Annotated in this window: 13 protein-coding genes and 1 tRNA gene; 8 read left to right on the forward strand and 6 right to left on the reverse strand. The window is 35.9% G+C overall.

Annotated elements, in window-relative coordinates:
* Positions 1–13 precede the first annotated feature (13 nt).
* The 5 genes from LY01_RS00695 to LY01_RS00715 all read left to right on the forward strand — a co-directional run bounded on the left by LY01_RS00695 (position 14) and on the right by LY01_RS00715 (position 8,484).
* The gene (locus LY01_RS00695; RefSeq protein WP_104513896.1) at positions 14–2,203 is read left to right on the forward strand and encodes a DUF5686 family protein; all 2,190 of its coding nucleotides are present in this window, start codon (positions 14–16) and stop codon (positions 2,201–2,203) included.
* Between the two features lie 82 nt (positions 2,204–2,285).
* Entirely contained in the window at positions 2,286–4,676 is a 2,391-nt protein-coding gene (locus LY01_RS00700; protein ID WP_104513897.1) for an efflux RND transporter permease subunit, read from the forward strand.
* A gap of 124 nt (positions 4,677–4,800) precedes the next feature.
* Entirely contained in the window at positions 4,801–6,249 is a 1,449-nt protein-coding gene (gene asnS / locus LY01_RS00705) for an asparagine--tRNA ligase (protein WP_104513898.1), read from the forward strand.
* A 165-nt stretch (positions 6,250–6,414) separates the two neighbouring features.
* On the forward strand, positions 6,415–7,872 hold the full coding sequence (rpoN, locus tag LY01_RS00710) for an RNA polymerase factor sigma-54 (RefSeq protein WP_104513899.1): 1,458 nt from the start codon (positions 6,415–6,417) through the stop codon (positions 7,870–7,872).
* Positions 7,873–7,878: 6 nt separating this feature from the next.
* Positions 7,879–8,484: a hypothetical protein gene (locus LY01_RS00715; protein ID WP_104513900.1), complete on the forward strand. Its 606-nt coding sequence runs from the start codon at positions 7,879–7,881 to the stop codon at positions 8,482–8,484.
* Between the two features lie 16 nt (positions 8,485–8,500).
* On the opposite strand, the gene LY01_RS00720 is transcribed toward LY01_RS00715, so the two are convergent.
* From LY01_RS00720 to LY01_RS00745, 6 genes are all read right to left on the reverse strand, one after another.
* Positions 8,501–9,211 carry a porin family protein gene (locus tag LY01_RS00720; protein WP_104513901.1) on the reverse strand — a complete coding sequence of 237 codons (711 nt, stop codon included), beginning with the start codon at positions 9,209–9,211 and terminating at the stop codon, positions 8,501–8,503.
* A gap of 88 nt (positions 9,212–9,299) precedes the next feature.
* On the reverse strand, positions 9,300–9,785 hold the full coding sequence (locus LY01_RS00725; RefSeq protein WP_104513902.1) for an ExbD/TolR family protein: 486 nt from the start codon (positions 9,783–9,785) through the stop codon (positions 9,300–9,302).
* Between the two features lie 2 nt (positions 9,786–9,787).
* Positions 9,788–10,417 (reverse strand): ExbD/TolR family protein, encoded by a 630-nt coding sequence (locus LY01_RS00730; RefSeq protein WP_104513903.1) that lies wholly within the window; start codon positions 10,415–10,417, stop codon positions 9,788–9,790.
* Between the two features lie 3 nt (positions 10,418–10,420).
* Positions 10,421–10,894 (reverse strand): hypothetical protein, encoded by a 474-nt coding sequence (locus LY01_RS00735; RefSeq protein WP_146080351.1) that lies wholly within the window; start codon positions 10,892–10,894, stop codon positions 10,421–10,423.
* Between the two features lie 22 nt (positions 10,895–10,916).
* Positions 10,917–11,660, reverse strand: coding sequence for a MotA/TolQ/ExbB proton channel family protein (locus LY01_RS00740; RefSeq protein WP_104513905.1), 744 nt, complete (start codon positions 11,658–11,660; stop codon positions 10,917–10,919).
* A 276-nt stretch (positions 11,661–11,936) separates the two neighbouring features.
* A tRNA-Leu gene (locus LY01_RS00745) sits at positions 11,937–12,018 on the reverse strand.
* A 133-nt stretch (positions 12,019–12,151) separates the two neighbouring features.
* On the opposite strand from LY01_RS00745, the gene LY01_RS00750 reads away from it, so the two are divergent.
* The 3 genes from LY01_RS00750 (at position 12,152) to pth (ending at position 14,444) form a co-directional block, all read left to right on the forward strand.
* The gene (locus LY01_RS00750; protein ID WP_104513906.1) at positions 12,152–13,093 is read left to right on the forward strand and encodes a ribose-phosphate pyrophosphokinase; all 942 of its coding nucleotides are present in this window, start codon (positions 12,152–12,154) and stop codon (positions 13,091–13,093) included.
* A gap of 24 nt (positions 13,094–13,117) precedes the next feature.
* On the forward strand, positions 13,118–13,738 hold the full coding sequence (locus LY01_RS00755) for a 50S ribosomal protein L25/general stress protein Ctc (protein ID WP_104513907.1): 621 nt from the start codon (positions 13,118–13,120) through the stop codon (positions 13,736–13,738).
* Between the two features lie 67 nt (positions 13,739–13,805).
* Complete coding sequence (pth, locus tag LY01_RS00760) at positions 13,806–14,444, forward strand: aminoacyl-tRNA hydrolase (protein ID WP_104513908.1); 639 nt, start codon at positions 13,806–13,808, stop codon at positions 14,442–14,444.
* The last annotated feature ends 40 nt before the right edge of the window (positions 14,445–14,484 follow it).

Here is a 14,484-nt window from a genome sequence, read left to right on the forward strand (position 1 = left end):
AGCAAATCATTTTATGAAGTTAGTTTTTGGTATTTTTATTTTGCTTTTATCTATAGGTATGTTTGCACAACAGCAAAGTACCAGAGAGGCCGAGATGTTAATGACCAAGGTACTTATCTCTTCAAAAAAAAATGACCCTACTCATAAACTGAATTCCTATAAGTACGATGCTTATGAGAATCTTAAGGTTTCTGGAGATCCAGAAGCACTTACCGGACCAGGATATAAAAAAACAGAATTAAGGAAAACGCTTAAGAAAACCGGAGTCTTCTTTGCCGAAAAAACATCACAACACATTTATGATGACATAGAAGGCTACAAAGAGGTTATCACTGGGGCAAACATGCCTGGATTTGAAAAACCAGTCTACCCTATTTACAATATAGATTTTCAATCAGAAAATATATATGACAACACCTACATAATATTTGACCAAGAGTTTATAAGCCCACTTAATGAAAAGGCTCCTTCTTTATATGATTTTAAAATAGAGAAAGACACGATAATTAATGACAGGCCTGTTTCTAAAATCATCTTTACTCCTAGATATAAGAAAGAAGCACAATTATTCTACGGCTCCTTATATATAGATCATCAAACTAATGGCGTAGCAAAGGCTGTTTTTAAAAAAACAGGCGATCTTAACATTATCGCATATCATGATTTTATTTATGACCCTACCACATCACTATGGTTCAACAGCTCTAGAAAACTCTATGTAAGAAAAGAGAAAACTAGAAAAGAATTAGAAATACTAGGTGCAAGACTAGAAGTAGGTATAGAAAAAAAAGTAGGTGATGATCAAAATGCTTCTGAAGAACTCTACCTTATAATAGAAGCCTTAAACTCCAATTTTAAAACCAATAAAGAAATTAATTACGGTAGAAAAGGTCTTAAAATAGAAGTACAGGACAGCGCTATAACACAACAAGAACAGTACTGGGATAAATACCGTGGAGATGACGCCTTTTCTACCACAGAGCTTGCTCGATTTATGGATCTAGACAGTATAGTCGCAGCGTCCAAAATCACTCGCAAGCTAGAAACTCTAGATAAATTTAAGGTAGGTTATTTTCCTGTCAGCTTCTTTGATGTAGATTTAAAATACTTAGTTAAATTCAATGATTATGAAGCGTTTAGAATAGGTATAGGCGGGCAAACTAATGAAAAGTTAAGTGAAAAATTTAGGATTAATGGATACCTGGCCTACGGTACTAACGATGCTGTTTTTAAACATAAAATAGGAATAGGCTACCGTATTAACAAAGAAAAAAACACCTGGTTAAACATCTATAAACAAGATGATATCAACGAGTTTGCTGCAGAAAGTTTTCTGACAGATGCAAGGGTTTACTCTCTTTTTGAACCTAGATTAATCAACATACCTACCTTTTATTTATATAAACAGTATGGTATGTCTTTACAACAACGATTATTTCCATCTGTTATTAGTGAGGTTTCGCTTTCGCGAAAGCGAATCACCCAAACAACAAATTACCAATTTAACCCAACAGGAGATCCTTTTTCTGATTATGTATTATCAGAAATATCTCTAGGCGCTAGATGGAGTCCCGTAAGCGAGTTTATGCGCACGCCACAAGGTTATCAAGAAATAACAAGAGGTTACCCTATTTTAAGTGGGCAAATCACACAAGGAATAAAAGGCCTCGCAGAGAGTAACTTTAATTATCTTAAAGTTTCTGGAAAAGCAGAATACACCATAAATAGGCCCAATAAAACTAGTACCGATTTTATGATAGAAGGTCATTACAGCGCTGGAGAAGTACCTTTAACACATTTGTATCACGCCTACCCTAACGCGCCTAATAAAGATGAGATCCTACAACGTTTTTCTGTAGCTGGTAGACGCAGTTTTGAAACCATGTATTTTAATGAGTTTTTCTCTGATAAACTTTTAATAGGACAGGTAAAACATAGGTTTGCTCCATTTAAGATCTTCTCGTTTTTGCAACCAGAACTGGTATTGATATCAAAAGCCGCATGGGGCGATCTAGATAACGAGCAACGTCATGAAAACATAAGCTTTAACACCTTAGAAAAAGGTTATTTAGAGAGCGGTTTTGAATTAAATAAACTCATCTTTGGATTCGGTTTAAGTGCTAGTTACCGCTATGGAGCCTATCATTTACCTGATTTTGCAGACAACCTCGCCCTCAAGTTTACATTCTACCTAGAGCTATAACAGTGTTTTAAGCATAATTAAGTCTTCATTCCTTATTTAATTACGTCTTTTAAAAGTACCTTTGCGCGCCTTAAATTGAGCCATGCAAAAGTTATTTAGTTTTAGATTTTGGAATAGTATCGCTAGACTTATACTGCGCAATAGAGAAGTGATTCTAGCCTTAATAGTTATCGCAACTATTGCACTAGCCTCACAATGGAAATACATGCAGTTTACTCATACAGAGGCTAACTTACTGCCTGATGACCATCCTGTTAATGAAGAATACAATAAATTTCTAGACAAATTTGGTGAAGAAGGAAATCTAATTATTCTAGGTGTTGAAAACAATAATCTTGACAACTACCAAAGGTTCAATGCCTGGAACGCACTTGCAGACTCTCTCGCAACATTTGAAGAAGTAGAGCTGGTCTTATCCACCTCTAACTTGCCTAACCTTACTAAAAACAGCGATAACACAAAGTTTATAGTAGAACCTGTTCTTCAAGAACCTCTTAAAAACGATCAAGAATTAGCTGCATTTAAAAAGAAACTTTTTAATGAACTACCTTTTTATAAAAACCTAATCTACTCAGAAAATGATAGCGTTATACGCACCGCTGTTTATATAAAAAAGGATATCGTAAATACTATCCTGCGCAAGGATTTTATAATCGATAAATTTCAACCTGTTCTAGATCAATATGCTAGCGATAATCAGCTAGACATTAAAGTGTCTGGTATGCCGTACATAAGAACTCTTAACTCTCAAAACATAGTAGACGAGATAGGAATGTTTTTACTGGCCGCTCTAGCTATTACTTCTGGTATTTTCTTCTTTTTCTTTAGATCCTGGCGCGCTACTTTTATCTCCATAGTAACCGTTGTTATAGGTGTGATGTGGGCTTTTGGTATCTTAGGCTGGATAGGTTATGAGATTACCGTGCTTACCGCATTAATACCACCGCTTATTATCGTAATCGGGATTCCTAACTGTATATTCTTAATCAATAAGTACCAGCAAGAAATCAAGAAACACGGTAACCAGGCAAAATCTTTACAGCGCGTAATTACTAAAGTCGGTAACGCCACTTTAATGACCAACCTAACCACTGCCAGTGGATTTGCGACATTTATCTTTACACAAAGTAAATTGTTAGTAGAATTCGGTGTAGTAGCAAGTATATGTATTATCGCCATATTCTTACTTAGTTTAATGATCATACCCATCATTTATAGTTACCTCTCTATTCCTAAAGAACGTCACTTAAAACACTTAGGTAAAACATGGATCAACAAATTTGTAGACTGGAATGAACGCATGGTAAAAAAACAGCGCATTCCTATTTACATTACTAGTGTAGTAGTTCTTATTTTAAGCTTTATAGGTATATATCAGATCAAAGTTTCTGGTAGTCTCATTGAAGACATGCCTAAAAGTATGCAGTTCTATAAAGACATTAAGTTTTTTGAAGAAAGCTTTGACGGTATCATGCCATTAGAAATACTTGTCGAGAGTAAAAATGAAAAAGTAACTTCCTTAAAGACACTTAAAAGACTTAATAAACTAGAAGAACACATTATTGAGACTCCAGAACTGTCCAGACCTATGTCCATTGTATCTGCTGTAAAATTTAGCAAACAGGCACATTATGGTGGCGATCCAGAGTACTTTGACCTACCATCTACTTATGATGCAGTTACTATGTCTAAGCTGGTAAAGAAAAGCTCTAACGACATCTCTCTAATGAAAAGCTTTGTAGACAGCACCGGACAAAATGCTCGCATCACCACATTCATGAAAGATATGGGAACTGATCGCATGGAACGTGTAGAAGAAAACCTAAGAGAGAAAATTAAAACCATATTCCCAGAAGAACGTTATGAAGTAACCCTAACTGGTAAAGCACTTGTTTTCCAAAAAGGGACCAACTACCTTATCAACAATCTTATTCTATCCCTATCACTTGCAATCGTGCTTATAGCCGTATTCATGGCATGGATGTTCAAGTCTCTACGCATGATTTTTGTGTCACTCGTTCCTAACTTGTTGCCATTATTAATTACTGCTGGACTTATGGGCTACTTAGGCGTACCTATTAAACCATCTACTATACTTGTATTCTCCATCGCATTTGGAATATCAGTGGACGACACGATACACTTTCTGGCAAAATACCGTCAGGAATTGATCGCAAACGACTGGAAGATTAAAAAGTCAGTTTATGGCGCCTTAAAAGAAACCGGTGTGAGTATGTTTTACACATCTATCGTTTTATTCTTTGGCTTCTTGACTTTTACCGCATCCAGCTTTGGTGGTACCGTAGCGTTAGGTGCTTTGGTAAGTGCTACTTTACTTTTTGCAATGGCAGCAAACTTATTATTACTACCTAGTATGTTGCTTTCATTAGAAAAAAGTATTGCAAATGAGCGCACCTTTAAAAAACCAGCGATTCCATTAATCGCACAAGATACAGATGGTATAGAAGAGTAGGATTTTAGTTCCGCTTTCGCGAAAGCGAGATAAACACCAACACCATCACATTTACAATCATTATTAATTGTGCTTACGGCCCATAAAAATTATATTTGCCGTACTGAATTCATCAAGTAAACCAATGAAAAGAATAGCAGCAATACTCCAGTCTGATCCTAGTATGATCGAGATAACCGTAAAAGGATGGGTACGTAGTTTTAGAAACGATAGATTTATAGCATTAAACGATGGGTCTACCATACATAACTTACAAGCAGTAATAGAGCCGGAAAATTATGATCGTGATCTTCTAGATCAAATTAATGTTGCCGCAGCAGTTGCTGTAACAGGTACACTTACAGAGAGTGCAGGTTCTGGACAGCGCATAGAATTACAGGCTACTAAAATAGAAATACTTGCCACTGCAGACCCTGAAGAGGTGAAGAAAACTATATTATCGCCTAAGAAGCATAATCTAGAAACCTTAAGAGAACAAGCGCATTTACGTGTGCGTACTAACACCTTCGGCGCAGTGATGCGTGTGAGAGCAGCACTATCTTTTGCGGTACACAAATATTTTCAAGAACAAGGATTTTATCAGGCGCATACACCTATAATTACAGGTAGTGACGCAGAAGGTGCTGGAGAAATGTTCCGCATTTCTACGTTAGATCCTAAGAATCCGCCGCTGGATGAAGAAGGAAACATAGATTACAAACAAGACTTCTTTGAGAAGGAATCAAACCTTACTGTTTCTGGTCAGTTAGAAGCCGAAACGTATGCTATGGGATTAGGTCAGGTATACACCTTTGGCCCGACTTTTAGAGCAGAAAATTCTAATACATCTCGTCACCTTGCAGAATTCTGGATGATAGAGCCTGAGGTTGCATTTAACGATCTAGATGCTAACATGGACCTAGCAGAAGGTTTCTTAAAATCTGTTATTGATTATGCATTAGAAAATTGTGCAGATGATATTGCATTTTTAGAAAAAAGACAAGCCGACGAAGACAAACAAAAGCCAGCTGCAGAACGTAGTCCAATGCCACTACGTGAGAAGCTAGAGTTTATAGGTAAGAATAACTTTAAACGTGTTTCTTATACGGAAGCTATTGATATTCTTAGAAATTCTAAGCCTAACAAAAAGAAGAAATTCAAATATCCTATTAATGAATGGGGTGCAGACTTACAGTCAGAACACGAGCGTTACTTAGTAGAAAAGCACTTTGAATGTCCTGTAATTCTTTTTGATTATCCTGCAAAAATTAAAGCATTCTACATGCGCCTTAATGATAAGGATGCAAACGGAAATGAAACGGTAAGAGCCATGGACATCCTTTTCCCTGGAATAGGTGAAATGGTAGGTGGATCACAACGTGAAGAGCGTTATGATGTCTTAAAACAGAAAATGACCGACATGGAAATCTCTGAAGAAGAACTAGGATGGTATCTAGAGATGCGCAAATTCGGTAGTGTGGTACATAGTGGTTTTGGACTAGGGTTTGAACGTCTCGTAATGTTTGTAACTGGTATGGGTAACATAAGAGATGTAATTCCTTATCCACGTACTCCTGGAAATGCTGAATTTTAAATAGCATAAAGATTAATAAAAGTCCCGATTTCTAATTTAGAAATCGGGACTTTTTAATTAAAGCAAGTATTTAAAAGCAACATGATCTATGATTACTTATAATTTTAACAACTTTAGCACTTATCAAATAGGCTTTTAGTATTTTTACATAGTTAGAAAACAAACATGCTTAAACAGTCTTTAAATTTTAAATTATCTCAGAAGTTATCTCCTCAACAAATACAGTTGATGAAGTTGATACAATTGCCTACACAGGCTTTTGAACAACGTGTAAAATCTGAACTAGAAGAAAACCCTGCTCTAGACAGCGGAAAGGAAAAGTCTGAAGACGAGTACGACGAGTATTCTAATCAAGATGACTATGACGACGGTAATGAAACTATAGAAACCGACATCAATGTTGATGATTATTTAAGTGATGACGATGTTCCCGAATACCGCACAAAAGTAAATAACTACAGTGCTGACGACGACGATAAAAGCGTTCCATATGCAGCTGGTAAGTCCTTTACACAAACCCTAGTAGAGCAATTAAACACTAGAAGACTAAGTGAGCAACATAGAGCAATAGCAGAGTTTCTAGTGGGTAGTATAGACGGTAGTGGTTACATAAGAAGATCTATTGAAGACATTGCAGACGATCTTGCTTTTACTATGAACATATATACCGATGTTGAAGAGGTAGAAAAAGTTCTAGAAGTAGTTCATGATCTAGATCCTGCAGGTGTAGGAGCTAGAAGCCTGCAAGAATGTTTACTACTGCAATTAAAACGCAAAACAAAATCAGAGAGTAATGAACTAGCCATAAAGTTGATTAGAGATTACTTTGACGCATTTAGTAAAAAGCATTATTCTAAAATAATGACTAAATACGATATCAATGAAGAAGAATTACGTGACGCTATCGATGACATTGAGCATTTAAATCCAAAACCAGGAGGATCTTACACTGGTGGAAGTACAAGAATAGTAGAACAAGTAGTACCAGATTTTAATATTAGAATTAAAGATGGCGTCCTAGAATTAACTCTTAATGGTCGTAATGCTCCAGAATTACATGTTTCTAGAGATTACTCTAACATGTTACGAGGTTATAAAGAAGCCAAAGAAAAGACCAAATCTCAAAAAGATGCGGTTATGTTTATTAAACAGAAATTAGATGGTGCAAAGTGGTTTATAGACGCGATAAAACAACGTCAGGAAACACTTTTTGTAACCATGTCTACGATTATGCATTATCAAGAGGAATATTTCCTTACAGGTGATGAACGTAATTTAAAACCAATGATCTTAAAAGATATCGCAGATAAGATCAACATGGATGTATCTACAGTTTCAAGAGTTGCAAATTCTAAATATGTAGACACACCATATGGTACTAAATTGATTAAAGAATTTTTCTCAGAATCAATGACTAATTCTGATGGTGAAGAGGTTTCTACAAGAGAGATAAAGAAAATTCTAGAAACAGTTATAGGAGAAGAAAGTAAGAAAAAACCCCTTACTGATCAAAAACTAGCTGAATTGCTAAAAGAAAAAGGGTACCCTATTGCACGTAGAACTGTTGCAAAATACAGAGAACAACTAGACATACCAGTAGCAAGGTTAAGAAAAGAGATCTAGAATCTTATGAAGTGGTTTCTCACACTATGGAGCTATATAGTAAATCCTATATTCATTCCTTCCTTAGTATCGTTATGGTATTTTAACTTCAGTTATTACAGTGATGCTGACAGTGTCAAATTACAACTGTATTTAATTGTAATTCTTACCGCTGCTATACCGTTATTTACCTATAGCATATTGAAGGTCTTAGGAATTGTAAAAAGTGTACATCTATCTACTACTGGTGAGAGAATAACACCTTTAATTGTGTATGCTATTTTACTGATCATGCTATTGAGAACCGCTTTTGTCAACGGTTTACACCTATCTTTATACAACTTCTTTTTAGGTACTTTAATTGCCACAATAGTAGCCACAATACTCACATCTATTAGGTACAAAATAAGCCTTCATTTAATGGCTACAGGTGGCACATTAGGCTTTTTAATAATGCTATCTTATACTTTAGGAATTAATCTACTCATAGAAATTGCAGCGCTAGGCATTATTTCTGGTCTTACAGCTACATCTCGATTAAGCATGAAGGCACATAATAGCCATCAGCTAATATTTGGGTTTCTATTAGGACTCTTAAGTCAGGTATTAGCATTTAGTTATATGACGACATAACCAAAGAATACTAAAGCTATAATAAGTAGAATTCAATTCCGAATTTTATCGGCTGTAGATTAACACGCTCTGTCCCTATTACTGCGTTATCGTCAAATAAAGTATTTAGATCGTATTGAACAAATGCGTTAAAACTACCATGACCTAAGGTCAATGTCGCAGCATATCTAAATCTATTCAACTCTGGAATAGAAGTTTTCTTAACCGAAGAAACGTCATCTTTAAAGCTTGCTCTATGGGTGAACATGTAAGATAATTTCACACCGCTATATATACGCCAAAATGTAGTATTGGTAGCTGTAGAAGTACGCCATCTAAATTGTATAGGCATCTCTATTAAATTCGTGTAAAAACGATTTCTATCTACACTATCCTCATCTTCAAGAATACTAAAAACTGTTGCTCCCGAAGGGTCTTCTCCAATGAACAAATTAGAATTATAGGAATTTGTAGAAAACCCAAGACCAACGCCTAAAGCCATATTACGTCGTTTATTTACCGGCATATCTCTAATAAAACCAAGACTTAAACCACCAGAAAATCCATTTTGAGAAAAAGAATCAGGCTCGTTATTAATAAGGTTAAAAGATAAAGCTACATAAAATTGATCTTCTCTATAAAGCGAATCAACTACCGTAGGAATAGCATTTTCAGAACGTTTAACATCTTGAGCTCTTACAACTGTAAAAGCGGTTAAAAACAATAAAACAAGCAAAAATAATCTCATAATGAAAAGATAAGGCCGTAAAGTTAAAGCAAAAAAATAGCCGCTCTAAAAAAGAACGGCTATTAATATTAAATTAAAGAACTTATTATTAATTCTTTAAGTTTTTTAAAGGATCACCTTCTACTGAAGTGTAACTAATTTTAAGAGCATATGCATCTCTTAATTCTTGTTTAACATCAGTTAGAATACCAACCTGTGAATTCTGATCTACTTTTAAAGAAACAGTCATCGCATCCTTATCATCTTCGTCCATAAGATTTCTCTTAGTATTAACGAAGGTTTGAACATCACTGACTGGGGCAATCTTATCTCCTAATTGAACAACTTCAGTAAGACCATAAGTCTTTTGGAAGTTAGGACTAGGTTTACCTATGTAAATAGTAACTACCTTCTTCTTTTCCGCTAGCTTTTCAACTTGATTAGCTTGTGGTAATTTGTTTTCAATTTGTAGTTCATCATCTCTCATTACAGTCGCAACCATAAAGAAGAATAATAACATGAAAACAATATCTGGAAGAGATGCTGTAGAAACAGCTGGCAATTCACCACTCTTTTTTTTCTTAAACTTAGACATAATTATTCTCTGTTTTGAGGTTCAGCTTCAGAAAGGTTTCTAGGAAACAATTCTCTCACTTTATCAATTTTACCCTTTAGCTCTTCATATTCTGGAGACTCAACTTCTGTTGCAGGCCAATCCGACAATCTTTTTGTCATAGAACCATAAGTCTCATTATAAAGACGCTGCCCTTCTCTATCTCTAAGAGTAGCATAAGCTCTTACCAGCTCATTAGTCACCGCTAGATACATCTTATAAGACGCTTGTCTATCATTAACTAAAGAAATAATTGCTTTCTTAGGATTATCAGAAGATTCTGGATCCTTAGCACCTCTACAGTACGTACAAGCATTTCTAGCATCTGTTCCTCCACCGTTATCTAAAAACTTAACAGCAGCTGCAGTCAAATCCTTGATATCCATGTCAGCATCTTCTACAAGTAGACGATTCTCAGCGTTCACAATTACTTGGAAAATATTCTTCTCCTTAATTAATGGCGGCTGAACCTCATCAGGAAGAGGTGGTGGCAATTTACTTGCGATACCACTATCCACTTCAATCGTGGTAGTAACCAGGAAGAAGATCAATAGTAGGAATGCGATGTCTGCCATCGATCCCGCGTTTACTTCTGGTGCAGATCTTCTAGCCATAATTTATTTTTTTATAAGTTTACTTACTCCTGCCCATACTATTGTTCCAACAGCAACTACTCCTAATATGTAGAACATATATAAAGAAGCACCTATCCATTTAGAAGTTCCAGCAGTTAACAGCTCTCCATCTTCTAACTCAATAACCTTGCCAGACGCATCTAAAACGCTATCATCTGCAAGAACGAAATAAGACACCAATGCAACAACTGCAAGAAGTCCAACAGAAATCAAAGATTTCTTTAAAACCTCAGCACTAGAGAAAAGTCCTTTGAAAACAAAGATTATCACTATAACAGCGATAAGAGCTAACGAAATATAAGCCAAATAGATTAATGGCGATACGGTAACAGCCTGGCTGCCTTCCGTATTTAGTTCAATTGCTTCATCACCTAAAGCTAGCGTATAGAAAAAGAATCCCATCGCTATAAGGCTCAAAAGAAGAACTAGGTATTTTAATACTTTATGTAAAACCATGATTTGTTTTTGTAATGGTTAATTACTTACCGTTCTTATAGTCTACAAGAATATCGATAAGAGTAATAGAAGCGTCTTCCATATCGTTTACAATACTATCGATTTTAGAAACGATATAATTATAAAAGATTTGAAGGATAATCGCTACGATAAGACCAAATACTGTTGTAAGAAGTGCTACTTTAATACCACCAGCTACAAGAGAAGGCTCCATAGTACCTGCTTCTTCAATACTGTTAAATGATCCAATCATACCTATTACCGTACCCATGAAACCTAACATAGGTGCAAGAGCGATAAATAAAGATACCCAAGATACATTCTTTTCTAATTGACCCATTTGAACACCACCATAAGCTACGACAGCTTTTTCAGCAGCTTCAATGCTCTCATCTGCTCTATCAAGTCCTTGATAGTAGATAGATGCTACAGGTCCTTTTGTGTTACGACACACATCTTTAGCAGCTTCTATACCACCACTTTTTAGAGCTTGCTCTACATCAGCAGCAAGTTTCTTAGAATTTGTTGTAGAAAGATTTAAATAAATAATTCTTTCTATAGCAACTGCAAGTCCTAATATAAGACATACTAATACGATGGCCATGAATCCAGGTCCTCCATCAATAAAGTTTTTCTTTAAAACTTGGTGGAAAGACTCTGTCTTAATTACCTCTGGAGCTTCTTGAATTAATGCAGATGCTGAAGCAACACCAGTAACACCTAATGTCATGGCTGCCGTGAATAAAATTGAAAGTGATCGTTTCATTTGACTTATTTGATTTATTTGAATTTTCAGATTAAAGGAGGTAAATATATAATTTCTTGAGCTAAAATAGCACAACTAATGTTAATCTATAATTAAATATTCTAGTAAACGTATAGGAACAGCTATTTCAACGGTAAGAAAAACTGCTAGAAACCGTAAGACTTTCAGAAGTTTAGATCTAATCAAAAGATGTGATGTTATGTAAATGTTAATATTTAAAAATCTGCTTCTAAATAAAAAAAAGGAGCATCCTTATTATACAGAATACTCCTTTTGTACCTCAGGCCGGAATCGAACCGGCACGCCGTGAAGCATTGGATTTTGAATCCAACGTGTCTACCAATTCCACCACTGAGGCATTAATCAATTGGAGCGGCAAAAGTAATACATTAAAATTATTTTTAAATACAATTTGACTCTTATTTAGAGAGCCTTCTCTAAAATTATAAGTACATTTGCAGCCTTAAAATCAAGACCTAAAGGATTTTAATATGAACTACCCTTTAAACAACGCTAAGTTATTCGGCTGTCGCCAAAGTATGGACCTTGCTATTGCTATAGCAGACAAGTACGGCGCAACTTTAGGTAAGGTAAATTTTTCTACATTTAGTGATGGAGAATTCCAACCTTCTTTTGAAGAATCTATAAGAGGCCGCCGTGTCTTTATTATAGGGTCTACACAACCTAGTAGTGACCATTTAATGGAAATGCTATTAATGATGGATGCTGCAAAACGCGCAAGCGCGAGACACATCACAGCAGTAATACCATATTTCGGTTGGGCTAGACAAGATCGCAAAGACAAGCCTCGTGTACCAATAGGTGCAAAGATGATCGCAAAAATTCTAGAATCTGCTGGAGCAACTCGTATTATAACGATGGACCTACATGCAGACCAGATACAAGGCTTCTTTGAAAAGCCAGTAGATCATCTTTTTGCAAGTTCTTTATTCATACCTTATTTAAAGAGTCTTAATTTAAGCGACCTTACTATAGCATCTCCAGACATGGGTGGATCAAAACGTGCTTATGCATATGCTAAAGTATTAGAAAGTGATGTAGTAGTATGCTACAAACAACGTCAGAAAGCAAATGTGATATCTCACATGGAGCTTATAGGTGATGTAACTGGTAAAAACGTAGTCTTAGTAGATGACATGGTCGATACAGCAGGCACACTTACTAAAGCGGCAGATGTGATGATGGAAAGAGGCGCAAAAAGTGTAAGAGCAATTTGTACACACGCTATTTTATCTGGTAAAGCATATGAACGCATAGAAGACTCACAATTATTAGAATTAATCGTTACAGACTCGATTCCTTTAAAGCAGCAAAGTAATAAGATAAGAGTGTTATCTTGCGCCGAATTATTTGCAGGCGTTATGCAAAGCGTGCAAAACAATGAATCTATCAGTGACAACTTTATAATGTAATTTCATTAACTAAATATATATAACATGAAATCAATCACGATCTTAGGATCTAAAAGAGAAAGCGTGGGCAAAAAGGCAACTAAAGCCCTACGTAATGCTGGATTGGTACCTTGCGTAATTTACGGAGGAGACGAAGCAATACATTTCTCAGCAGAAGAAAAAGCGTTCAAAAAACTTATCTACACTCCAGATGCACACACTGTAGTTATCGATTTAGGAAAAGACGGACAGTTCAACGCAATCGCTCAAGATATGCAATGGCACCCAGTAAAAGAATTACTTTTACACGCAGATTTTTATCAAATATTTGATGATAAAGCTGTAACTATGGAAGTACCTGTTATTCTTGAAGGTTCTGCAAGAGGTGTACTTAATGGTGGTGTTTTACGTCGTAACAACCGTAAATTAAAAGTAAAAGCTTTACCAGCTAACTTACCAGATTACATCACAATCGACATCTCTCCAATGAAAATTGGTGCTAAGAAGTACGTACGTGACTTAAGAGTAGATGAATATGAAATCATGCACCAAGACTCTGTAGTAGTTTGTATGATCAAAACGTCTCGTACTGCTGTTGCAGATGAAGAAGAGGAAGAGGAAGAAGCCCCAGCCGAAGGTGCTGAAGCTCCATCAGCTGCTGAATAATCAGTATCTTTTTAATATTCTTAAAAGCTGCAAGATTTATTTCTTGCAGCTTTTTTATTTTTACAGCATGTTTAAATGGTTACAAAACATATGGAATAGTGAACCTCAAACCACTATCATCTTAAAGAAAGAAGACCCCATGAAGAAATTCTTGATCATAGGCTTGGGTAATCCAGGCGCAAAATACACAGAGACCAGACACAATATAGGCTTTAAAGTACTAGACGAAATCGCCTCATTAAAAGAGGCTAGTTTTGAAACTCTAAAACTAGGCGACGTTGCATCTATTAAACACAAGGGTAAAAGCGTTATCCTGCTTAAACCTAACACTTTCATGAATTTAAGCGGTAAAGCGATTAAATACTACATGAAACAAGAAGGTATCGATATAGAGAACATACTTGTTATCACCGATGACTTGAACCTACCATTCGGTACGCTGCGCATGAAGGCAAAAGGAACCGATGGCGGCCACAATGGTTTAAAAGACACTCAAATCACACTTAACACACCTAAATATCCACGTTTACGTTTCGGTATTTCCAATACTTTTTCCAGCGGCAGACAGGTAGATTATGTACTTGGAGAATGGAATAAAGAAGAACAAAAAGACCTTCCAGAACGCCTCAGCACTACTGCAGACATGGCGCTATCCTTCACTCACGCAGGACTAGCTAACACCATGAATCAATACAATGGCAAGTAGCTGGACACTTAATAATGGGTGTATATAGATCTCGCTTTCG

It is taken from the genome of Nonlabens xylanidelens (assembly GCF_002934445.1).
Classification (GTDB): domain Bacteria; phylum Bacteroidota; class Bacteroidia; order Flavobacteriales; family Flavobacteriaceae; genus Nonlabens; species Nonlabens xylanidelens.